Consider the following 22,309-nt stretch of genomic DNA (forward strand, 5'->3'; position numbering starts at 1 on the left):
ACACTCGGCGACGTGTGGGCACCTCCGGTCTCTAGCCCGGCGCCGTCCCCTCGCCCAGCGCCGCTCCGAGCCCCGACCGGTCGGTTCCCAGCTTCCGGTACACCGCCGAGAGGAGGCGTACGACGCTCTGCTCGTCGGTGTGGAGCTCCGCGGCGATCTCCGCCTCGGTGCGGTCGTGGACCGCGAGGGTGGCGGCGAAACGCTCGCGGCTGGTGAGGGTGTCGGTCTCGGTGCTGTGGAGGCGGCGGGGGCGCAGGCCGGCGGCGGCGAGTTCGGCCCGGGCCGTGTCCACGAGGCCGTCGGCGCCGCACTGGACGGCCGTGTCGAGACCCCGGTAGAGGTGCTCGGCGGCTTCCCCCGGGCGGCCGGCGTGGCGCAGTTCGGTGCCCAGGGCGACCAGCGCGCAGGCGAGCTCGTACGCGGCCGGGGAGCGCTCCAGATGGGCGACGGACTCCTCCAGGTACTTGACGCGCGCCGAGCCCGAGGACACCTCCGCCACCGTCCGCAGGGCCTGTCCGATCGTGGAGGGGGCGCCGAACTGGTGGGCGCGCTCCACCGCTTCGAGGGCTGTGGCCAGGGCTCGTTCGGGGGCGTAGTGGCTCTCGGCGCGGGCGAGGTGGAGCTGCCAGGGGCACCAGGCGGGGTTGCGGATGCCCCGCGGGTCGAGGCGGCGCCCGGCGGCGGAGAGCGCGGCCGCCGCGTCCTTGTCGAGACCACGGGCCAGGAGCAGTTCGCCGTGCACCGTCTGGGCGTCGGGGAAGACGACGGCGGCCGGGAAGGGCTCCCCGAAGCAGAAGTCGTCGGCGGTATGTGCCGCCTCCGCGACGCGGCCCCGGGCCAGCAGGACCTGGATCAGGATGCCGACGGCGTACCAGTGGGCGGGCGTGCCGGGGCCGACGCGTTCGGCGAGCCTGAGGCCCGCGCGGACGAAGTCCTCCGCCTCGGCGAGCCGCCCGCGCCGGTAGCGGACGTAGGCGAGGAGGGTGTAGGCGAAGGAGAGGTGGGCGCCGCGCCAGCCCTGGCGCTCGAAGTCGGCGATCCCGGCGGCGAACAGTTCCTCGGTGCGGCCCGGCCGGTCGGCGTACATGAAGGCGAGCGCGACCAGGACCGGCACCTCGAAGCCGCGGTCGGACTCGGCCCAGCCGAGGCCGCCGGCCAGGGCGCGTTCGGCGTGCTGGAGGGCGACCTGGGCGGGTTCGCCGCGTTGGACGGCGTCCCAGGTGCGCAGCCCGATGATGTAGCGCTCGGTGAGGTCGCGGCCCTTGAGGCTGCTCGCCAGCCTGGCCATGCGGCGGGAGCGGGAGGGGTGGTCGGGTTCGTCGGCGCGGAAGGCGTCCCACATGAACTGCTCGGAGACCATGCGCAGCCTGACCCGCGCGTCCTCGGTCAGGCGGATCTCGCGGGCCAGGGTGTCGGAGGCCTCGGCGAGGCGGTCGCTGTGGGCGAGGACCTGGGAGAGGCGGTAGACGATGTTCTGCCGCAGCTCGGGGTCGGCGATGGGCTCTTCGAGGGCGGCGCGCAGGTGGTTGACGGTGGTGGCGGGTTCGGTGAGCAGGGAGGCGGAGCCCAGTTCGTACAGGACGGCGGCCCGGTCCCTGGGCGGCGGAGGCTCGCTCAGGGCGCGGGCGAGGTAGCTGCAGGCGGCTTCGGGGGCGCCGGCCCGGAGGGTCTCACCGGCGGCGGCGCGCAGTTGCTGCACGACCCAGATGTCGCCCTCGGGGTGGGTCTCCAGGAGGTGGCGGGCGGCGGCGGAGGGGCCCTGTCCGTCGTTGATCACACACCAGGCGGCCTGTCCGTGCAGGGCGACGCGCACGCCGGACGGGATGGCGCGGTAGACGGCGGTGGCGATCAGCGGGTGCACGAATTCGAGCGTCTCGACACCCGTCAGAATGCGCGCGCCGCGCAGCGCGTCGGCGGCGTCGGCGGCCTCCTCGTGCCCGAGTCCGGCGACGGCGGCGCCGAGCCGGGGATGGATCTCGGTGCCGAGGACGGCGCAGGCCCAGGCGAACCGGACTGCGGAGGTGCCGAGGCGTTCGAGCCGGGTGATCAGTCCGGTGCCCTTGACGGCCGCGGCGAGGTCGCGCAGCAGATGGGCCCCGGTCTCGGTGGGGATGAGTCCGCGATCGTGCACCTTGGCGGTCAGCTCGACGGTCTCGAAGGGGTTGCCGGCGGTGACGACCCAGCACTCGCGGCAGAACGCGTCGTCGGCGTGCGTGCCGAGGGTCTCCCGGACCAGGCGGGCGACGGCGGCCGCGCTGAGCGGCTCCAGGTCGAGGGGGCGTCCGCCCGCGCGGCCCGGGAGGCCGCGGAGCGACTCGGCGTGGTCGGGGAGTTCGTCGGGCCGGTAGGCGACCACGACCAGCAGCGGGAGTTCCTCGGCGCGGGGCGCGAACGCGGCCAGCCAGCGCAGGGATTCGGGGTCGGCCCAGTGGGCGTCGTCGAGGACGAGGACCATCGGGGCGCTGCGCACGGCGAGGTGGGTGAGGACCCAGTCCAGGCCGTCGCCGAGACCCTGCTGGTCGGGCGGGGCACCCTCGGTGGGTGCGCACAGGCCGAGGGCGGGTCCGACGATGTCGTACCAACTGCCCAGCGAGGACCGCAGTTCGCTCTCCGGCACTCCGGCGAGCTGCGGCTGGAGCAGCTGGCGGGCCACGTGGAAGGCGACGCGCTGTTCCTGGTCGCCGCCGCGGGCGGAGAGCACGGTGCAGCCGAGGTCGGTGGCCCGGCGCCGGACCTCGGCGAGCAGAGTGGTCTTGCCGATGCCGGCGCGGCCGGCGAACGCGAGCAGGGCGCCACGCGGCCGCCGCGCCGCTTCCGCGCCGTCCTCGCGCAGGCCGGTGAGCTCGCCCAACGCCTCTTCCACAGCGGCGAGTTCGCTCTCCCGCTCGAAGAGGCCCCTACGGCTGCGCGCCATCCGTTGTCCCATCCCACACCCCCGCCCCGGCGTCGGACCCGCGCGGGGAGCGGGCGCACACCGTGACCGTCAGGCACCACAGCGTACGCCTCGCGCGGCGCGTTCGGGCCGGTCCGGGCAGGGTTGTGGACCACCGCCCGGCCGCCGCCGTGCGGCGCGGGTCACCGGACGGATTCGCGGGCCTTGCCCGTCGGTTCCGGCGGTACCACCGCGATCGGGCTCGCCGCGTGGAGCAGGACCGCCTGGGTGACCGAGCCCATCATGCGGGCGGGTGCCAGCAGGCGTCGCCGGTGGCGGCCGACGACGACCAGTTCGGCACCCTTCGAGGCGGCGACGAGGAGGCCGGCGGCGTCACCGGGCAGGGCCGCGACGTCGGCGCGGACGTCCGGGTGGCGTTCCTGGTGCGGAGCGAGAAAGCCTTCCGCGAGGGTCCGGGTCTCGTTCTCGACGGCGGCCCGGTCGATCGGCGGCGGCACCATCTGGCCGGGCGCGGACCAGGTCAGCACCGGCCACGGGTAGGCGGCGATCACCTCGACGCGGGCCTCGCGCAGGGCGGCCTCGGCGAAGGCGAGGCCGAGGGCGTCGTCGTCGGGGCTGTCGACGTGCAGGCCCACGACCACCCGGGGCCCGGGTTCGGTCGGGCCCTCCCCGTGGACCTCGCGGCCGGGCCGGGGTACGACGACCACCGGGCACTCGGCGTCGCGTGCGGCGGCCAGGCTGTTGGAGCCGAGCAGCAGGCTGGCGAAGCCGCCACGGCCCCGTGAGCCGAGGACCAACAGCTGGGCGTCCAGGCCGAGTTCGGGAAGCACCGCGCCCGGCACCCCCTCCAGTGCGACGTACTCCACGGTCTTCGCGTCGGCGCGGTCCCGCAGCAGTGCGCGGACCTCGTCGAGCTCCGGGTCGCCCTCGGTGTCGGGTGGACCGGCGACCAGGACGTCGGCCTGTCCCCAGGCGGCGTACTGCCGTACGTGCACCACCCGCAGTGGCGCCGCGCGACGGTGGGCGGCGTCCACGGCCCACTCCAGCGCCCGCCGGCTGTCCTCGGAACCGTCCACCGCGGCGATGACCGGCGCACTGCTCATCTTCCCTCACCTCCGGAACGCGACCTTCCCCTTGTCGGGGCCAGCCTCGCTCAGGCGTCGGCCCCGACAGGGCGCTGTCGATCGCGTGTCCAGATATCCGCGCCGAACACCCCCGGTTCGGCTAGCGGCACGAGGGCACTCAGGTGAGGTCGAACTCGCCTTCCCGGGCCCCGGAGACGAAGGCACCCCACTCGGCGGGGGTGAAGATCAGGGAAGGGCTTTCCGGGCGCTCGCCGTTGCGCATGGCGATGAAGCCCTCCACAAAGGCGATCTGGACATCGCCCAGCCCTCGGCTGCTGGACTGCCACTCGGCCCTGCTGAGGTCCAGCTCCGGCTTGTCCCAGCCCACGAACGGCTGCTGCTGGATGGTGCTCTCGGCCACGTCCGTACTCCTCCCGGTTCGTCGTCCGCGGTCAGCCTAGCGACCGCTTCCCACGGCGGACAGGCCGTGTCGGGAGGACCTTTCAGGAGTCGGGGGGCTCGGATCCGACGAGCCACATGGAGAAGAACTGCGAACCGCCGCCGTAGGCGTGACCGAGCACCTTCCGGGCCCGGTCCACCTGGTGTTCTCCGGCCTGGCCGCGCACCTGCAGGGCGGCCTCGGCGAAGCGGATCATGCCGGAGGCACCGATGGGGTTGGTGGAGAGCACCCCGCCCGACATGTTGACGGGCAGGTCCCCGTCCAGCTCGGTCACCCCGGACTCGGTGAGCTTCCAGCCGCCGCCCTCCTCGGCGAAGCCCAGGTTCTCCAGCCACATGGGCTCGTACCAGGAGAACGGCACGTACATCTCGACGGCGTCGATGTCCCGGCGCGGGTCGGCGATGCCGGCCTGCCGGTAGACGTCGGCGGCGCAGTCCTTGCCTGCCTGCGGGGAGACGAAGTCCTTGCCCGCGAACAGGGTCGGCTCGCTGCGCATGGCGCCGCCGAGCATCCAGGCGGCCGGCCGGGGCGCACGGGCGGCTCCGGCGCGGTCGGTGAGGACCATGGCGCAGGCGCCGTCGGAGGACGGGCAGGTCTCCGAGTAGCGGATCGGGTCCCACAGCATGGGCGAGGCCTGGACCTTCTCCAGGGTGATGTCGTGCTCGTGGAGGTGGGCGTAGGGGTTCTTCAGGGCGTTGCGCCGGTCCTTGTAGGCGACGAGGGAGCCGACGGAGTCGGGGGCGCCGGTGCGCCGCATGTAGGCGCGTACGTGCGGGGCGAAGAAGCCGCCGGCCCCGGCGAGCAGGGGCTGCTGGAAGGGGATGGGCAGGGACAGGCCCCACATGGCGTTGGACTCGGACTGTTTTTCGAAGGCGAGCGTGAGCACGGTGCCGTGGACGCGGGCCGCCACCAGGTTGGCCGCCACGAGGGCGGTGGATCCGCCGACCGAGCCGGCGGTGTGCACCCGCAGCATGGGTTTGCCGACCGCGCCGAGGGCGTCGGCGAGGTACAGCTCGGGCATCATGACGCCCTCGAAGAAGTCGGGCGCCTTGCCGATGACGACGGCGTCGATGTCGCCCCAGGTCAACTCGGCGTCCTGGAGGGCCCGTCCGGCCGCCTCGCGGACGAGTCCGGCGATCGAGACGTCCCGGCGGGCGGCCACGTGCTTGGTCTGGCCGACTCCTACGACGGCCACGGGCTCCTTGCTCATCGTGGATCCCCTTCGAGTACGGCGACCAGGTTCTGCTGCAGGCAGGGGCCGGAGGTGGCGTGGGCGAGGGCACGGTCGGACCCGCCGCGGTGGATGCGGGCGGCGGCCTCGCCGATGCGGATGAGTCCGGCGGCCATGACCGGGTTGGCGGCGAGCGCGCCCCCGGAGGGATTGACGCGGACGCTCTCGTCCAGCCGGAGCGCCTTGCGCAGCACGACCTCCTGTGCGGTGAACGGGGCGTGCAACTCGGCCGTGTCGACGGGCCGTTCGAAGGCACCGGCCTTGTCGGCGGCCAGTCGTGCGGAGGGCGAGTCGGTGAGGTCGCGCACGCCCAGGGAGTGGGCCTCGATGCGGTGGTCGATGCCCCGGATCCAGGCGGGCCGTTCGCACAGCTCGCGGGCCCGCTCCCCCGCCGCGAGGATCACGGCGGCGGCGCCGTCGCCGACGGGCGGGCAGTCGCCGGGGCGCAGCGGGCGTACGAGGTAGTCGCCTTGCGGGACCGAACCGGTGAGCTGTGCATGGGAGTTGGCGGTGGCAGAGGCACGGCTCCGCGCCCCGATAGCGGCGAGGGCGGGCTCGTCCGTGTCCCCCGCGTCGATGAGGGCCTGCGCCTGGAGGGCGGCCAGCGCGACCGAGTCCGGCCAGAGGGGGGCCACGTAGTACGGGTCCAACTGGCGTGTCAGGACATCTCGTACGGATCCGGGAGAGGACTTGCCGTAGGAGTACACCAGGGCGGTGTCGGCATCGCCCGTCATCAGCTTGGTCCATGCCTCGTACAGCGCCCACGCGCCGTCCATCTCGACGTGCGACTCGGAGATGGGCGGCCAGGCGCCGACACCGTCGAGGGCGAGGGTGAAGGAGAAGGCCCGGCCGGCGAGGTAGTCGCTGGAGCCGGAGCAGGTGAAGCCGATGTCGGCGGTCCTGAGCCCGGTCCGGGCCAGCACCTGGTGCAGCACCGGCATGAGCATCTCGACCTCGGAGGACTCCTCGGTGGAGCGCCGGTGGTCGGTCTGGGCGAAGGCGACGACCGCGATCTCCCTTGTCACAGCAGCTCCTTGTAGGTGTCGTAGTCGGCGTCGGGTTCACCGGTCGGGCGGTAGTGATCGGGGTAGCGCGCTCCCGGAGTCCAGACCGGCTCGACCCGCATACCCATGCGGACCTCGTCGTACGGGATCCCGCCGATACGGGCGTGCAGGGCCAGGTCGGCGCCGTCGAGGGCGATGTGCGCGTAGACGTACGGCACCTCGATGTCGAGGTTCTTCGCCTTGATGTTCACGATGCAATAGGTGGTGACCGTGCCGCGGGGACCCACTTCGACATGTTCCAATGTGGCGACGCCACATGTGGGGCACGCACCCCTCGGCGGGATGTACACCTTGCGGCAGGAGGGGCAGCGCTCGCCGACGGACCGTTGTTCGGAGAGGGCGTTGATGTAGTCGGTCTGGGCGCGGCCGGGCGAGTAGGTGTAGTCGAGGCGGGCGTGGGCGACGATCCCGGTGAGCGGGTTCTCGAACTCGCCGGTGTGGCCGCCCGGTCGGCCCGGTTCGCCGTCGTACGGTTCGAAGCAGGCGATGTCGGTGATGGCGCCGGTGCGTTCCCCGGCCCAGCGGATCCGCACCCGCATGCCGGTGTGCACGGCATCGGGTCCGGGGGCGTCCAGGGCGTGCAGCAGGGCGGTGTCGGCGCCGTCGAGGCGGACCAGGACCCAGGCGAAGGGCGTGTCGAGGGGCTGGCCCCGGCGGGGCTCATGGTTCCAGGCCCAGGTGGTGACCGTGCCTGTGGCGGCGACCTCCACCAGGTCGCGGATCTCCTCGGCGGTGACGGGGTCGTACTCGACGGGTGGGACTAGCGTGCGCCCGTCGGTGGTCTTCACCCCGAGGACGACGCGTTCGCGCAGTCCGGTGAGGAAGGCGCTCTGGACGGGGCCGAGAGAGCGGGTGAAGGGAAACTCGACGACGAGCGGGGCTTTGAGGACTTCGGGCATCGGGGGCTGCCTCCTTCGGAAGTCGGCGTGCTGGGCCGGGGCTGCGCGGCCGGTGGGGGTGTGGCGGTGTGCGCTGCGCCGCGGGGCGCGACCGGCAGCGGCGGCCCGCGGTCCCGCGAACGGCGCTCCTCGGCCGCTCGCCCGGCGGGGCCGCTACGCGCGCTTGTAGACGGGGGGCCGCTTCTCCGCGAAGGCGCGGGCGCCCTCCTTGGCGTCGGCGGTGTCGAAGACCGGCCAGCCACGGGCGAGTTCGGCGGCGAGTCCGTCGGTCTCGGTCATCTCGGCGGTCTCGTACACGGAGGCTTTGACGGCCTCCACGGCGAGCGGTCCGCAGGCGTTGACCTGCTCGGCCATCTCCAGCGCCCTGGCGAGTGCGGTGCCTTCGGGGACGACATGTCCGACGAGCCCGACGGCGGCCGCCTCCTGAGCGCTGTACGGCCGTCCGGTGAGCAGCATCTCCAGGGCGTGGGTGCGCGGGATCTGGCGCTGCAGCCGGACGGTCGAGCCGCCGATCGGGAACAGGCCGCGCCGGACCTCGAACAGGCCGAAGGTCGCGGACTCGCCCGCGACCCGGATGTCGGTGCCCTGGAGGATCTCGGTGCCTCCGGCCACGCAGTACCCCTCGACGGCGGCGATCACCGGCTTGCGGGGGCGGTGGTGGCGCAACATGGCCTTCCAGTGCAGGTCGGGATCGGCCTTGAGCCGGTCGCGGTAGTGCTGCCCCGCCATGCCGTCCCCGGCCAGGGCCTTGAGGTCCATGCCGGCACAGAAGGTACCCCCGGCCCCGGCGAGCACGATCGAGCGGATCGTGTCGTCCTCGTCGGCCTCGACCCAGCCGTCGTACAGGCCGACGAGCATGGGAAGCGAGAGCGCGTTCTTCGCTTCGGGCCTGTTGAGCGTGAGCACCAGTGTGGCGCCTTCGCGCTGCACGGTGAGGTGTTCCGTCCCACCCATTGCCCATCTCCCCTCGGTTGGAACGAGAACAGGTTGCAGTAGGCGGGGAGGCACTTCAAGGGAACTTCGCGGGTTTTCTGACAGGCAGTCAGATTTCTTGGCCCGGGCCCTTCACAGTTGCCGCGCCCTTTGCTCTGATGACCGGCGAACCGGTGGATCGCCAGGCCGTCGGAGGTCAGGAGGAGCGGTGGAGTACAACCTTGCCGATCTGTTCGAGTCGGTCGTCGACGTGGTACCGGACCGCGAGGCCCTCGTGTACCTCGATCATCCCGGCACCGGCGCGGAACGCCGCCTGACCTACGCGGAGCTGGACGCGGCCGCCAACCGCATCGCCCACCACCTGATCGACAGCGGGATACGCCCCGGGGAGCATCTGGGCCTCCACCTCTACAACGGCGTCGAATACCTGCAGACGGTCCTGGCCTGCATGAAGGCCCGGGTCGTCCCGGTCAACGTCAACTACCGCTATGTCGAGGAGGAGCTGGTCTACCTCTACCGGGACGCGGATCTGGTCGCGCTGGCCTTCGACGGGGAGTTCGGCGACCGGGTGGCGGCGGCGCTGCCACGGGCGCCGAAGCTGCGGCACGTGCTGCGGGTGGGCGATTCGTCCTCGCCGGTGCCCGGCGCCGTCCCGTTCGCCGAGGCGGAGGCGTCCGGTCCGCCCGGGCGGGGCTTTCCCGCCAGGTCGGGCGACGACCAGTTCATCATCTACACCGGCGGTACGACCGGCATGCCCAAGGGGGTGATGTGGCGCCAGGAGGACCTGTTCTTCGCGGGTCTGGGCGGCGGGGCGCCCACGGGTGAGCCGGTGAAGAGCCCGGAGGAGCTGGCCGAGCGGGTTGCCGCCGGCGGGTACGGGATCACCTTCTTCCCCACTCCCCCGCTGATGCACGGCACGTCCACCCTCACCGCGTTCATCGGCTTCAACTTCGGCCAACGGGTCGTCCTGCACCGCAAGTTCGTGCCGGAGGAGGTGCTGCGGACCGTCGAGAGGGAGAAGGTCACCAGCATGTCGCTGGTCGGTGACGCGATGCTCCGGCCGCTGATCGACGCGCTGGGCGGGCCGCTGAAGGGCACGGACTGCTCGGCACTGTTCAGCGTGTCCTCGTCGGGCGCGATCATGTCGGAGACCGTGCGCCGGCAGTTCCGGGAACTGGTCCCGAACGCCCTGCTGCTGAACAACTTCGGCTCCTCCGAGTCCGGCTTCAACGGCACGGCTACGGAGGACTCGGGACCCGAGCGCGGCTTCCGCATCCGGGTCAACTCCCGTACGCAGGTGGTGGATCCGGCGACGCACGAGCCGGTGACCGTCGGCGAGATCGGGCGGGTCGCACAGTGCGGCCATGTGCCGCTCGGCTACTACAACGACCCCCGCAAGACCGCCGAGACGTTCTTCGAGAAGGACGGGACACGCTGGGTACTGCTCGGCGACATGGCGACGGTGGACGAGGAGGGCGTGGTCACCGTCCTCGGCCGGGGCTCGCAGTGCATCAACACCGGGGGCGAGAAGGTGTACCCGGAGGAGGTCGAGCAGGCCCTCAAGGCCCATCCGGACGTGTACGACGCACTGGTCGCCGGAGTGCCGGACGCCACCTGGGGCAACCATGTGGCGGCCGTGGTGCAGCTGCGCGAGGGAGCCCGGCATCCCTCGCTGACCGACATCCAGGACCACTGCCGCACCCGGCTGGCCGGCTACAAGATCCCGCGCCAGCTGGTGATCGCGGACTCCATCCAGCGGTCACCGAGCGGGAAGGCGGACTACCGGTGGGCGCGGGAGGTGGCGGTGGCCGCGGACCGCTAGGGCAGGTCCCGGGGCGAGGTGTCCGACCGTTGCCGTGCGGCCGGGGGCGCGTACTGTGTGCGCCATTGCTGAACGGACGGTGACGCTCGGCCGTACGGGTGATGACGGCGTCGGCCTGCTGGTTCCGCCCGTCGCAGCCGGGACCGGGCCACGCGCGGAAGGACCTTCGGGTGTCGCACCTCATGCCTCGCCAACTGCCGGATCCCGGACCGGGGTCGGACACCGATGACGAGGGGAGCGGGGAGGACACCCGGCGGGACTCCGCGGCGGGCGTCCGCCCCGGACGGTTCGGCCGGCGTCTGCGCCACCCGCGGGTCGCGCGGGCCGTGAGTGCGGGGACGACGGTCCTCGCTGCCGTGCTCGTACTGGGCGCACTGCTGTTGCCGAACCGGCTCGACGGGCTGACCTTCGTCGCCTTCCTGCGCATCCCCGCGGAGGGGATCCTGCTGGCCGGTCTGCTCCTGGTGCTGCCGCACCGGGGCCGACGCGTCACGGCGGTGGTCACGGGCCTGCTGCTCGGTCTGCTGACCATCCTCAAGTGCGTCGACATGGGCTTCTACTCGGTGCTGGTGCGGCCGTTCAACCTGGTGATGGACTGGGGCCTGCTGGGCGACGCGGCCGACTTCCTGCGGGAGTCGCTCGGCCGGACCGGCCAACTGCTCGCCGTCACCGGTGCCCTGCTCCTCGCCGTCGCGGTTCTTCTCCTCACCACGCTCGCCACGGTCCGGCTGACCGGTCTGATGGTCCGGCACCGCCAAGTGGCCACCCGCAGCACCCTGGTGCTGGGCACCGCGTGGATCACCTGTGTCACGCTCAGCCTGCAGATCGGTGACGTGCCGGTCGCCTCCAAGATCAACGCCGTCATCGTGGGCAACCGGGTCGAGCAGGTGCGCGCGGGCCTCGCGGATGCCCGGGTCTTCCGTGCGGAGGCCGCCGTCGACGCTTTCGCGGGTACACCGCGCGACCGGTTGCTGACCGGCCTGCGCGGCAAGGACGTCCTGTTCACCTTCATCGAGAGCTACGGCCGTACGGCGATCGAGGACCCTGCGATGGCGCCGCGGATCGGTACCGTCCTGAAGGAGGGCACGGCCTCCCTGAAGGCGGCGGGATTCGAGGCCCGCAGCGGCTGGCTCAGGTCCCCTGTGACGGGCGCGGGCAGCTGGCTGTGCCACACGACCTTCCTGTCCGGGCTGTGGGTCAAGAACCAGCAGCGGTACCGGACGGTCACCTCCAGCGACCGGATGACCCTCACCAAGTACTTCCGCGAGACCGGTGCCTGGCGCACGGTCGGCGTGGTGCCGGGTGTGCGGTACGCCTGGCCGGAAGGCAGGTTCTTCGGCCTGGACCACATCTACGACTCCACGCACCTCGGCTACCACGGCCCCTACTTCAGCTGGACGCCCGTGCCGGACCAGTTCAGCCTGGAGGCCTTCAACCGGCTGGAGTTCGGCAAGAAGGACCGGGGGCCGCTGATGGCGGAGATCATCCTCGCCTCCAGCCACAACCCCTGGGCGCCCGTCGCCCACATGATCGACTGGAAGGACCTCGGCGACGGCTCGGTCTTCCACCGCATCAAGAAGGAGGGCAAGGACCCGAAGGAGGTCTGGAAGAACCCCGAGAGCGTGCGCACCGAGTACCGGAACGCCATCGAGTACTCGCTGCACAGCCTCGTCGAGTTCGTGCAGCGCTACGGCGACAGGAACACGGTGCTCGTCTTCCTCGGCGACCACCAGCCGGTGCCGACGGTCACCGCGGGCAGTCCCCGCAAGGACGTGCCGGTCACGATCGTCGCCCACGACCCGAAGGTGCTGGACCGTGTCTCCGGTTGGGGCTGGACGGAGGGCCTGAAGCCGGCGGCGGACGCTCCGATCTGGCCGATGAACAAGTTCCGCGACCGCTTCATGCGGGCGTACGGCCCGCAGCAGGGCTGACCGGGTCCCCGTCCAGGAAGGCGAGGGTGCGGCGGACGAAGTGCTCCGGGTCGTCCAGCCACGGGTAGTGGCCGGCGCCGGGCTGGACGGTGAGCTCCGCGTTCGGGAAGACCTCGGCGGTGCGGCGGGCGAGGTCCGGGCGGGGGCCGCCGTCGAGTCCGCCCGCGTACACCAGGACCGGGGCGCTCAGGGCGGCGAGCGCGGCCCGGGTGGCGTCCGGGGTGAAGGCCCCCTCGCCGAAGTACCGTTCGCCCGCCTCGTCGTTGGTCTGCTCGTCCGCGGCGGCGTCATGCGTGCGGGCGGCCTCGTCCCAGCGGCCGTAGAAGAACGGCATGAAGACCTCGTCGAAGTCGCCCTCCCGCGTCAGCCACGCCTCGAACGCGGCAAACGCCTCCGCGAACCACGGCTCACCGGCCCGCAGCCGGGCCGCGGCCAGCCGGTCCTCGGGGGTTGCCCGCATGCCGAGGGCCGACGGATTCGGGGTGATCAGCGCGAGCCGCCGTATCCGGTGGGGGTAGCGGGCCGCGTAGAGCAGCGCGAGGCTACCGGCCGCCGAGTGGGCCAACAGATCCATGTGCTCCAGCCCCATGTGGGCCCGCCATGCCTCCACGTCGTCCACCAGCCGATCACAGCGGTACGTCGCCGGGTCGCCCGGCACCCCGGAATCCCCGGTGCCCCGCAGATCGAGCAGCGCCAGCCGCCGGTGCGCGGCAAGCCCGCCCAGGTCCCCGAGATAGACGGAGGCCCGCATGGGCCCGCCGGGCAGCACGGCGAGCGTCTCGCCCTCACCCCTGAGGTGGTAGGCGAGCTGGGTTCCGTCGGCTGCGCTGAAGATCGGCATGCCGTTGATCATCCCGGCCCGGACCGCCGGGCCGCAACGCCATTGCCCGCTCACAGCGCGATGGGCCGGTAGGCCGCCGGCTCCTCCACGATCCGCTCCGGCGGGGCGTCCGCCAGGTGGGCAGGCGGGCGGAAGAGCAGGTCGGCGGCCCGAGGATGAGCGACGTTGGTCCGCAGCACCGACAGGTAGCAGTCGGTGTCAGGGTCCCCCGATGCGCATCCGGCCAGGATCCGGCGGACGATCTCGGTGAGTTCCTCGCAGGTGACGTCCGGGACACGTGGCCGGGCCGGCCGGGCGGCCTCCAGAGCGAACTCCTCCAGATCACGCTGTGCGAACCGGCAGAGGAAGGCCGACGGCTCGTACGCGCACCCGGTTGCCGCGTTGAAGGCGTCGACGGGCGGGGGCAGCAGTTCGCGTCGTATCTCCACGCGCCCGTCCTTCCGGAGCGCCCCGTCGGGAAAATTCCGGGCCGGCCTCTTGCCCGGAGGCCGGTGGTCTGAATTTACTGGCCCCGGAGGGGCGACCGAATGATCGGTCGTCCGGAATGTGTGGCTGACGAGGGAGAAGGCCCGATGGCGGATGCGGCGGACCTGCTGGATGCGGGCGAGAAGCTCGGGCCCGAGGAGTTGCGGGCGCTCCAGCTGGAGCGGCTGCGTGCCTCACTGCGGCACGCCTACGACAACGTGCCCTTCTACCGGGAGTCCTTCGACAAGGCCGGCATCCGCCCGGAGGACTGCCGCTCGCTGGCCGACCTGGCGCACTTCCCCTTCACCACCAAGGCCGACCTCCGGGAGCACTACCCGTACGGCATGTTCGCCGTGCCGCGCGAACGCATCCGCCGCCTCCACGCCTCCAGCGGCACCACCGGACTGCCCACGGTGGTCGGCTACACGGAGAACGACCTTTCCATGTGGGCCGACATGGTGGCGCGTTCCCTCCGGGCCGCGGGCGGGCGCCCCGGTGACACCGTACATGTGGCCTACGGCTATGGACTGTTCACCGGGGGGCTCGGCGCCCACTACGGTGCCGAGCGGCTGGGCTGCACGGTCGTCCCGGCGTCCGGTGGCATGACGGCGCGCCAGGTCCAGCTGATCCGGGACCTCGAACCCGGCATCATCATGGTCACCCCGTCGTACATGCTCACGCTGCTGGACGAGTTCGAGCGGCAGGGCGTGGATCCACGGAGCACCTCGCTGCGGGTGGGCGTCTTCGGGGCCGAGCCCTGGACCGAGCAGATGCGGCGGGAGATCGAGGAGCGGTTCGCGATCGACGCCGTCGACATCTACGGGTTGTCCGAGGTGATCGGTCCGGGGGTCGCCCAGGAGTGCGTGGAGACCAAGGACGGTCTCCATGTGTGGGAGGACCACTTCTATCCGGAGATCGTCGACCCGATCACGGGCGAGGTGCTGCCGGACGGCGAGCAGGGCGAGCTGGTGTTCACCTCGCTCACCAAGGAGGCCATGCCGATCGTCCGGTACCGGACCCGGGACCTGACCCGGCTGCTGCCCGGCACGGCCCGGGTGTTCCGGCGGATGGAGAAGATCACCGGGCGCAGCGACGACATGGTGATCCTGCGCGGGGTCAACCTCTTCCCGACGCAGATCGAGGAGATCGTGCTGCGCACCCCCGGCGTGGCCCCGCACTTCCAGCTGCGCCTCACCCGCGAGGGCCGCCTCGACGCGCTCACCGTTCGCGCCGAGGCGCGCCCGGGCGCCACTCCCGAGGTGCGGGAGGCGGCGGCCCTGTCCATCGCCGCGGCCGTGAAGGACGGCGTCGGTGTCTCCGTGGACGTGGAGATCGTGGAACCGGAGTCGCTGGAGCGGTCCGTGGGCAAGATCCGCCGGATCATGGATCTGCGGCCGCGCTAGCGGTCACGGCACCGGCCCGGCCGGTACGGCGTCCACGGGGGCTTCGGCCGCCCCGGGTGTCGTCCGGCCGCGGGTCAGGTGCCGGGCGAGGGCGATCACGGCCGTCAGCGCCACCAGGCCGGTCACTCCGGGCCAGCCGAACCGGTCGTAGGCCCGCAGCCCGAGCCAGGACCCCACGCTGCCCCCGATGAACGCGCACGTCATGTACGCGGTGTTGATCCGCGCCCGCGCCGCCGGGCGGAGCGCGAAGTTCCGTGCCTGGTTCGCGACTTGGCCGCACTGCACCGCCACGTCGAGCAGCAGCATGCCGCCCGCCAGCGCGACCAGACCGGCCGCGCCGCCCCATCCGCCCAGTGCCAGCACGCCGGCCGAACCGGCGACCCCGATCAGACACCAGAGGCTGACCGCGTCCGGTCCCCTGCGGTCGACGGCCCGGCCGGCCTGCGGCGTAGCGAACATGCTGGCGGCGCCGACCAGCCCCAGCACGCCCACCGTCCGGGCGCCCATGCCGTACACCGGTCCGGTCACGAGCAGCGTGAGCGCGGTCCAGGCGGCGCTGAAGCCGGCGAAGACGGCGGTCTGGTAGAGGCAGGAACGGCGCAGGCCGGGTTCCTCTCGCAACAGGCGCAGGGGGGCGGCTATCAGCGCGGGATAGGTCTGACGGGAGGTCGGCCCGGTGTCCGGGACCACCCGGGAGAGGACCGCCGCCAGGGCGAGGACGGCCACCGCGGCCACCAGATAGGGGGCTCGCCAGCCCAGCCATGACCCCAGGGTGCCGCCGAAGGTGCGGGCCAGCAGGATGCCGCCGATGAGGCCGCTGCCCACCGTGCCGGTGACGGCTCCGCGTCGCTCATCGGGGACGAGTCCGGCGGCCATGGGGAGGATGATCTGCGGCACGACGGTGGTGACGCCGGTGGCCGCGCTCGCGACGACGAGCACCGGGAGGCTGGAGGCGGTCCCGGCAGCCAGAAGTCCGAGCGCGGTCAGGGTGAGCAGGGTGACGAGGAGACGGCGGTGCGGCAGCCGGTCACCCAGCGGCACCAGCAGGAACATGCCGCCCGCATAGCCGAACTGGGCCGCGGTGACGACGAGGGCCGCCGAGCCGGCGGGGACGTCGAGGTCGGCGGCGACCAGCGAGCTGATGGCCTGAGGGAAGTAGATGGTGGAGACGCCCACGCCGCAGGCGAGGGCCAGGACGAGGATCACCCGGCGGGGCGGGTTCGGCGGTGCGGGGGACGCGGACACGCAGACACCTCACAGAGGAACCGTTTTAAGTGGTTCGCCGAAGGTACCAGTCAAACCGGTTCTCCAGTAGCCTGACCGACGTGCCTACGACTCCCCGCTTCCGCCAGGGCGCCGGCCGCCCCTGTCTGGACTTCGTACGGACCCTGCGCCGCCGGGACACGGCCGACGCCGCGGAGGAACTGCCCGACGCCGAGTCCTTGGCCGCGTGGATACGGCAGTGCGCCCCCTGTCCCGCCGAGGCCGGCGACGCCGATGCCGTCCTGGTGCGCACGGCGCAGGAACTGCGCGAGTCGATCCACCACCTGATCGGCTCCGCCCGGGCGGGCCGAGCCCCCGACGCCCAGGCCCGCGAGCGGGTCAACCGGGCCGCCGCACACGCCGTTCCCGTGCCCAGCCTCGGCCCTTCGGGCCGGCTGGAGTGGCAGGCCGGCGACCCCGTCCGCGCCACCCTCGCCCTCGTGGCCCGCGACGCCCTGGACCTGATCACCTCCCCGGCCCTCGACCGGGTACGCGACTGCTCCGGCCCCACCTGCGGCGCCCTCTTCCTGGACACCTCACGCCCCGGCACCCGCCGCTGGTGTTCCATGGACACCTGCGGAAACCGCGCGAAGAAGGAGGCGCTCCGCCGCAGGGCCACTTCCTAGCGTTGCGGCCCGGAGCGTGCAGCCGGACGGGTACGGCATCATGACGGAAACGTCCGGGGCCCGGCCCCACGCCAGTGAAGGGTTCGCCCCGTGAGCAACATCCAGCCCCCCGAAGGATCCGACGGGGGACCGGAGGACCACTCCTCCATATCCGACGAGCAGTGGGCGGCGTTCCTGCGGGACGCCGCCGAAGGCGATGGCACCTCCGCGCCGAAGGAGCCGTCGGCCCGGGCCAGGATGGTGGACCGGCGGTTCCGCAACGTACTCAAGGCGAAGCGGAAGGGCCGCGGCCCGAAGCGGAGTTCGTTCCGCGACAGGGCGGGTGCGGTGGTCCCGTGGACGGCCGTGGCGGCCGTGGTGCTCGTGGGGGCCTACCAGCAGGGCCTGTTGTCGTGGGGCGGACCGCCCGCGTCCGGCCCGGCCGAGGCCGTCGCACTGCCGGGAGGCGGGACCTCCGACGGCGATCGGTGCGGAACCAAGGGGTTCCACCACTTCCCGCTCCCCTCGGCCGCCTCCTCCCCCGCCCCCGACGCCACCCGGCGCCCCGGCCCGCAGCTGACACTCGGTTCCTACGGCTATGCGCAGTCCGGCAGCGACGCCGACAGTTTCCACATCGGGCTGCTCTTCGCTCAGGGCCCGAAGGGGTCCCTCGAGGTGTCCCGGACCCTGGGCGGGGAGGGGGCCTCGGTGGAGATCGAGGGCCCGGACGGACTGGTCGCCGGCGCCCACGGCCTCCCTGTCACCTGGAACTCCCCCGGGAAGACCGGCCGCGAGGACAAGACGCACATCGACCTGACCGGCGGCGGCAGCGGCGAGATCACGCTGCCCCTACGAGCCCTGTGCCCCGGCTACGACGGCGACGCGGTGTGGAAGGGGCTCCAGCCGCCGATCGACTCCTCGAACACCATGACCGGGCAGCCGGCCTACACCCTGACCGTGTCCGTCCGTGATCCGGGCATCGGAGAACTGCGCAGGTCGATCGGTCTTCCGGTCGGCGGCAATCTCCTCAGCACGAACAACCTCGTGCCCGACGGCCCCTGAGCACGGCGTCAGCGGCCGCTGGTCGACGCGCTGTCGTCCTGGCCGCTGAACCGGTCCCGCAGCTCCCGCTTCAGGATCTTCCCGCTCGCGTTGCGCGGCAGCCGGTCCACGAACAGGACCCGCTTGGGCGCCTTGAAGGACGGGAGGTTCTCCCGCACATGCGCGATGAGCTGCGTCTCCGTCACCTCGCCGCGGGGGACGACGACCGCCGTGACGGCCTCGATCCACCGCTCGTCGGGCAGGCCGATCACAGCGGTCTCGGCGACCGATTCGTGGGTGTAGAGGGCGTCCTCGACCTGGCGTGAAGCCACCAGTACGCCACCGGAGTTGATGACGTCCTTCACCCGGTCCACGATGGTGAAGTAGCCGTCCGGGTCGCGCACCGCGAGGTCGCCGGAGTGGAACCAGCCGTCCCGGAAGGCCTCGGCGGTCTCCTCGGGCCTGTCCCAGTAGCCCTCGCACAACTGCGGTGAGCGGTAGACGATTTCGCCCGGAGTGCCGTCGGGGACGTCCTCGCCCTCGTCGTCCACGACACGCGCGTCCACGAACAGCACGGTGCGGCCGCAGGAGTCCAGCCGGCCCTCGTGCTCGTCGGGCCCGAGGACCGTGGCCAGGGGGCCGATCTCGCTCTGCCCGAAACAGTTGAAGAAGGCCAGCCCGGGCAGGTGTTCGCGGAGTCGCCTGAGCACCGGCACGGGCATGATCGACGCGCCGTAGTAGGCCTTGCGCAGGCCGCTCAGGTCCCGGGTGGTGAAGTCGGGCCGGTTGGCGAGGCCGATCCAGACGGTGGGCGGCGCGAACAGGCTGTCCACACGGCCCGCCTCGATCAGGTCGAAGAGGCGGTCGCCGTCGGGCGCGTCCAGGATGATGCCGGTCGCGCCGACCGCGAGGTAGGGCAGCAGGAACACGTGCATCTGCGCCGAGTGGTAGAGCGGCAGCGCGTGCACGGGCCGGTCGCCGGCGCTCAGGTCCAGGGCGGTGATCGCGCTCAGGTACTCGTGGACCAGCGCCCGGTGGGTCATCATCGCCCCCTTGGGCAGGGCGGTGGTGCCGGAGGTGTACAGCAGCTGCACCAGGTCCTCGGTGCGTGGTTCGGGCCCGTCGTACGGAGGCGCCTCGGCCAGCCGGGCGAGGAAGGAGTCGTCCGAGTCCCGTAGCGGCAACACCCGTACGCTGCCGGGCAGTTCGCTGGCGATGTCCGGATCGGAGAGCACCAGCGCGCTGCCCGACTGGCCGACGATGTACGCCAGGTCGGTGCCGGTCAGGTTCTGGTTGACCGGCACGTGGACCAGGCCCGCGCGGGCGCAGGCGAGGAAGGCGATCAGGTAGGCGTCGGAGTTGTGGCCGTAGGCGCCCACCCGGTCGCCGGGGGCGAGCCCCTCGGCGCGGAGGAGGCCCGCCGCACGGGAGACGGCGGTGTCGAGTTCCTCGTACGTCCAACTGCGTTCGCCGTACTCCAGCGCCACCCGTGCGGGGGTGCGCCGGGCGCTGCGCCGCAGCACCCCGTCGACCGTGCTGCCGTGTCCCTGCGTCATGACAGCCGATCCTCGGTCCACCACAGGCGCAGGTCAAGAACCTCACACCAGCCGGGTGCGGCCCTCCCAGTACGGATCCCGCAGGCGTCGCTTGTACAGCTTGCCGTTGGGGTCGCGGGGCATCTCCGTGATGAAGTCGACGCTCCTGGGCCGCTTGTAGCCGGCGAGCCGCTCGGCGCAGTGGTCGAGGAGGGCGGCGGCGAGGGCCGGGCCCGGCTCGTGCCCGGGGGCCGGTTCCACGACGGCCTTGACCTCCTCGCCCCAGTCGTCGTGCGGGATGCCGAAGGCTGCGGCGTCGGCGACGGCGGGGTGGGCGAGCAGCGCGGACTCGATCTCGGCCGGGTAGATGTTGACCCCGCCGGAGATGATCATGTCGATCTTGCGGTCGCGGAGGAAGAGATAGCCGTCCTCGTCCAGGTAGCCGAGGTCGCCGACGGTGAAGAAGTCGCCGATGCGGTTCTTGCGGGTCTTGTCCTCGTCCTTGTGGTACGAGAATCCGCCGGTGCTCATCTTCATGTAGACGGTGCCCAGCCGGCCGGGCGGGAGCCGGTTGCCGTCGTCGTCGAAGACGGCGAGTTCGCTGATGGGCCAGGCCCTGCCGACCGTTCCGGGTTTCTTCAGCCAGTCCTCGGCGGTGGCGAAGGCTCCGCCGCCCTCGCTGGCCGCGTAGTACTCCTCCACGCAGTGCCCCCACCAGTCGATCATGGCCCGTTTCACATGGTCCGGGCAGGGGGCGGCGCCGTGGATGGCGTGCCGCATGGACGACACGTCGTACCGGCCCCTCACCTCGTCCGGGAGAGCCAGGAGGCGGTGGAACTGGGTGGGGACCATATGGGTGTGCGTGCACCTGTGGGCGTCGATGAGCCGGAGCATCTCCTGCGGGGTCCACTTGTCCATGAGCACCAGACGGTGGCCGATGTGCAGGGACGCGCCCGCGAACTGGAGGACGGCCGTGTGATAGAGCGGCGAGCAGACGAGATGGACGTTGTCTTCGAAGGGCCTGATGCCGAAGATGCCCAGGAAGCCGCCGAGGTAGGCCTCCTCGGGGGCCTTGCCGGGCAGCGGGCGGCGGATGCCGCGGGGGCGTCCGGTCGTACCGGAGGTGTAGTTCATGACCCAGCCGAGCGTGCGGTCACGGGGCGCGGACCCGGGCTGTCCGTCGAGGAGTTCGGCGTACGGCCGGAAGCCCTCGACCGCGCCGACCGCGTAGCGGTGGGTGGCCGGCAGGCCGGCCTCGTCGGCGGCGTGCCGGGCCGGCACGGCGAAGCGCTCGTGGGCGACGAGCACCTTGGCGCCGGAGTCGGCCACGATCCAGGCGATCTCGGGGCCGACCAGGTGGTGGTTGACCGGGACGAGGTAGAAGCCGGCCTGGCTCGCGGCCAGGTAGGCGGTGAAGAACTCGACGCCGTTGGGCAGGACGACGGCGAAGGCGTCGCCGCGTTCGAGGCCCGCCGCGCGCAGCCCGTGGACGAGCCGGTTGGCGGCGGCGTGCAGGCGTCCGGCGGTCCACTGCTCGCCGTCGGGGGCGATCAGGACCGTGCGGTCGGGGTTCTGGGCCGCCTGGGCCCAGAAGCCGGTGGGGGGTGTGCTCACGACTGGCCGCTCCTTCCGGCGATGCGGTTGATGCGGTCGACGGCCTGCTCGAAGCCGCGGGTGAGGTCGTCGAAGACGGCCTGGACGCTGCGTTCGCCGGTCATCCGGCCGACGATCTGGCCCACGGGCGTGCCGAGCAGCGGATCGACCTCGTACTTCTGGATCCGGGAGACCGCCTCGGCGACCAGCAGGCCCTGCAACGGCATGGGCAGCGTGCCGGGCCCGGCCGGGTCGTCCCAGGCGTCGGTCCACTCCGTGCGCAGCTGACGGGCGGGCTTCCCGGTCAGGGCGCGGGAGCGGACGGTGTCGCCGGACCCGGCGGCGAGAAGCTTGCGGGTCAGGGCGGGCGAGTGGAGGTCCGCTTCTGTGGTGGTCAGCCATATGGAGCCCAGCCACACACCCTGGGCGCCGAGGCTCAGAGCGGCCGCCACCTGCTGCCCGCTGCCGATGCCGCCCGCGGCCAGCACGGGCAGCGGATCGACCGCTTCGACGACTTCGGGGGTGAGCACCATGGAGGCGATATCGCCGGTGTGGCCGCCGGCCTCGTAGCCCTGGGCCACGACGATGTCGATGCCCGCCTCCTGGTGCTTGCGGGCGTGCCGGGCGCTGCCCGCGAGTGCGGCGACCAGGACGTCCCGGTCGTGGGCGCGGGCGACGACGTCGGCGGGCGGGGAGCCGAGGGCGTTGGCGAGCAGCCGGATGGGGTAGTCGAAGGCCACGTCGAGCTGGGTGCGGGCGACCTGCTCCATCCATCCGGTGATGCGCCACCCGGACACCTCCCCCTCGGCCAGTTCGGGCACTCCGTGCTTGGCGAGGGTGTCGCGCACGAACTGCCGGTGCCCCTCGGGGATCATCGCCTCGATGTCCGCCTCGGTCAGTGTGCGATCGTCCGGGCCCTCCACCTTCTTCGCGGGCATCACGACGTCCAGCCCGTACGGCCTGCCGTCGACGTGCGCCTCGATCCAGTCCAGGTCCCGTCTGAGGTCGTCGGGGGCGGTGTAGCGGACCGCGCCGAGCACACCGAAGCCGCCGGCCCGGCTGATGGCCGCGGCGACGGCGGGGAACGGCGTGAAGCCGAAGACGGCGTGCTCGACTCCGAGTTTCCTGCTCAGCTCCGTCTGCATGGGCGCAGGATGCCGCAGTCCCCCGGACGACGGAAGAGGTTTTCTGATGCTCCGTCAGATACGCGGCAGATTTTGCTCCGTCGGACTCATGTTCACCCCGGATGGCGTGTATGCCTCGTTG

Annotated in this window: 18 protein-coding genes; 5 read left to right on the top strand and 13 right to left on the bottom strand. The window is 72.2% G+C overall.

The annotated features are described in order from the left end of the window. Nucleotides 1–31 precede the first annotated feature (31 nt). From AC07DS_RS19615 to AC07DS_RS19645, 7 genes are all read right to left on the bottom strand, one after another. Nucleotides 32–2,914 carry an ATP-binding protein gene (locus tag AC07DS_RS19615; RefSeq protein ID WP_479146921.1) on the bottom strand — a complete coding sequence of 961 codons (2,883 nt, stop codon included), beginning with the start codon at nucleotides 2,912–2,914 and terminating at the stop codon, nucleotides 32–34. Between the two features lie 161 nt (nucleotides 2,915–3,075). Further along, complete coding sequence (locus tag AC07DS_RS19620) at nucleotides 3,076–3,996, bottom strand: universal stress protein (protein WP_479146923.1); 921 nt, start codon at nucleotides 3,994–3,996, stop codon at nucleotides 3,076–3,078. 139 nt (nucleotides 3,997–4,135) lie between these two features. Beyond that, nucleotides 4,136–4,378 carry a DUF397 domain-containing protein gene (locus AC07DS_RS19625; protein WP_479146924.1) on the bottom strand — a complete coding sequence of 81 codons (243 nt, stop codon included), beginning with the start codon at nucleotides 4,376–4,378 and terminating at the stop codon, nucleotides 4,136–4,138. A gap of 82 nt (nucleotides 4,379–4,460) precedes the next feature. Next, nucleotides 4,461–5,627: a thiolase domain-containing protein gene (locus AC07DS_RS19630; RefSeq protein WP_479146926.1), complete on the bottom strand. Its 1,167-nt coding sequence runs from the start codon at nucleotides 5,625–5,627 to the stop codon at nucleotides 4,461–4,463. Further along, complete coding sequence (locus AC07DS_RS19635) at nucleotides 5,624–6,673, bottom strand: thiolase domain-containing protein (protein ID WP_479146928.1); 1,050 nt, start codon at nucleotides 6,671–6,673, stop codon at nucleotides 5,624–5,626. Before AC07DS_RS19635 ends, AC07DS_RS19630 begins: the two co-directional genes overlap by 4 nt. Next, on the bottom strand, nucleotides 6,670–7,611 hold the full coding sequence (locus AC07DS_RS19640) for a Zn-ribbon domain-containing OB-fold protein (protein WP_479146930.1): 942 nt from the start codon (nucleotides 7,609–7,611) through the stop codon (nucleotides 6,670–6,672). Before AC07DS_RS19640 ends, AC07DS_RS19635 begins: the two co-directional genes overlap by 4 nt. Nucleotides 7,612–7,764: 153 nt before the next feature. Beyond that, entirely contained in the window at nucleotides 7,765–8,565 is an 801-nt protein-coding gene (locus AC07DS_RS19645) for a crotonase/enoyl-CoA hydratase family protein (protein WP_479146932.1), read from the bottom strand. 187 nt (nucleotides 8,566–8,752) lie between these two features. On the opposite strand from AC07DS_RS19645, the gene AC07DS_RS19650 reads away from it, so the two are divergent. Together AC07DS_RS19650 and AC07DS_RS19655 are read left to right on the top strand one after the other, a co-directional pair. Beyond that, nucleotides 8,753–10,366, top strand: a complete 1,614-nt coding sequence (locus tag AC07DS_RS19650; protein WP_479146934.1) for an acyl-CoA synthetase — start codon at nucleotides 8,753–8,755, stop codon at nucleotides 10,364–10,366. Nucleotides 10,367–10,548: 182 nt separating this feature from the next. Next, nucleotides 10,549–12,297, top strand: a complete 1,749-nt coding sequence (locus AC07DS_RS19655; RefSeq protein ID WP_479146936.1) for an alkaline phosphatase family protein — start codon at nucleotides 10,549–10,551, stop codon at nucleotides 12,295–12,297. Here AC07DS_RS19655 and AC07DS_RS19660 read toward each other — a convergent pair. Together AC07DS_RS19660 and AC07DS_RS19665 are read right to left on the bottom strand one after the other, a co-directional pair. Further along, nucleotides 12,266–13,138 carry an alpha/beta fold hydrolase gene (locus tag AC07DS_RS19660; protein ID WP_479146938.1) on the bottom strand — a complete coding sequence of 291 codons (873 nt, stop codon included), beginning with the start codon at nucleotides 13,136–13,138 and terminating at the stop codon, nucleotides 12,266–12,268. The two genes, AC07DS_RS19655 and AC07DS_RS19660, sit on opposite strands and share 32 nt — an antisense overlap. Before the next feature lie 50 nt (nucleotides 13,139–13,188). Further along, complete coding sequence (locus AC07DS_RS19665; RefSeq protein ID WP_479146940.1) at nucleotides 13,189–13,566, bottom strand: hypothetical protein; 378 nt, start codon at nucleotides 13,564–13,566, stop codon at nucleotides 13,189–13,191. 144 nt (nucleotides 13,567–13,710) lie between these two features. On the opposite strand from AC07DS_RS19665, the gene paaK reads away from it, so the two are divergent. After that, nucleotides 13,711–15,006, top strand: a complete 1,296-nt coding sequence (gene paaK, locus AC07DS_RS19670; RefSeq protein WP_479146942.1) for a phenylacetate--CoA ligase PaaK — start codon at nucleotides 13,711–13,713, stop codon at nucleotides 15,004–15,006. A 3-nt stretch (nucleotides 15,007–15,009) separates the two neighbouring features. Here the strand turns inward: paaK and AC07DS_RS19675 are convergent, their stop codons facing one another. After that, the gene (locus AC07DS_RS19675) at nucleotides 15,010–16,251 is read right to left on the bottom strand and encodes an MFS transporter (RefSeq protein ID WP_479146944.1); all 1,242 of its coding nucleotides are present in this window, start codon (nucleotides 16,249–16,251) and stop codon (nucleotides 15,010–15,012) included. Nucleotides 16,252–16,331: 80 nt separating this feature from the next. On the opposite strand from AC07DS_RS19675, the gene AC07DS_RS19680 reads away from it, so the two are divergent. Then, nucleotides 16,332–16,895 (top strand): CGNR zinc finger domain-containing protein, encoded by a 564-nt coding sequence (locus tag AC07DS_RS19680; RefSeq protein ID WP_479146946.1) that lies wholly within the window; start codon nucleotides 16,332–16,334, stop codon nucleotides 16,893–16,895. A 90-nt stretch (nucleotides 16,896–16,985) separates the two neighbouring features. Next, nucleotides 16,986–17,936 (top strand): hypothetical protein, encoded by a 951-nt coding sequence (locus AC07DS_RS19685; RefSeq protein ID WP_479146948.1) that lies wholly within the window; start codon nucleotides 16,986–16,988, stop codon nucleotides 17,934–17,936. Nucleotides 17,937–17,944: 8 nt separating this feature from the next. Here AC07DS_RS19685 and AC07DS_RS19690 read toward each other — a convergent pair whose 3' ends face one another. Genes AC07DS_RS19690 through AC07DS_RS19700 form a run of 3 tightly spaced genes read right to left on the bottom strand, consistent with a single transcriptional unit; the run spans nucleotide 17,945 to nucleotide 22,188 of the window. Beyond that, entirely contained in the window at nucleotides 17,945–19,471 is a 1,527-nt protein-coding gene (locus AC07DS_RS19690; RefSeq protein WP_479146950.1) for an acyl-CoA synthetase, read from the bottom strand. 42 nt (nucleotides 19,472–19,513) lie between these two features. Beyond that, the gene (locus AC07DS_RS19695; protein WP_479146952.1) at nucleotides 19,514–21,064 is read right to left on the bottom strand and encodes an acyl-CoA synthetase; all 1,551 of its coding nucleotides are present in this window, start codon (nucleotides 21,062–21,064) and stop codon (nucleotides 19,514–19,516) included. Further along, a complete protein-coding gene (locus AC07DS_RS19700; protein WP_479146954.1) occupies nucleotides 21,061–22,188 on the bottom strand; it encodes an NAD(P)H-dependent flavin oxidoreductase in 1,128 nt (375 codons plus the stop codon). Before AC07DS_RS19700 ends, AC07DS_RS19695 begins: the two co-directional genes overlap by 4 nt. Between the last annotated feature and the right edge of the window lie 121 nt (nucleotides 22,189–22,309).

It is taken from the genome of Streptomyces sp. NPDC044064 (genome assembly GCF_056434245.1).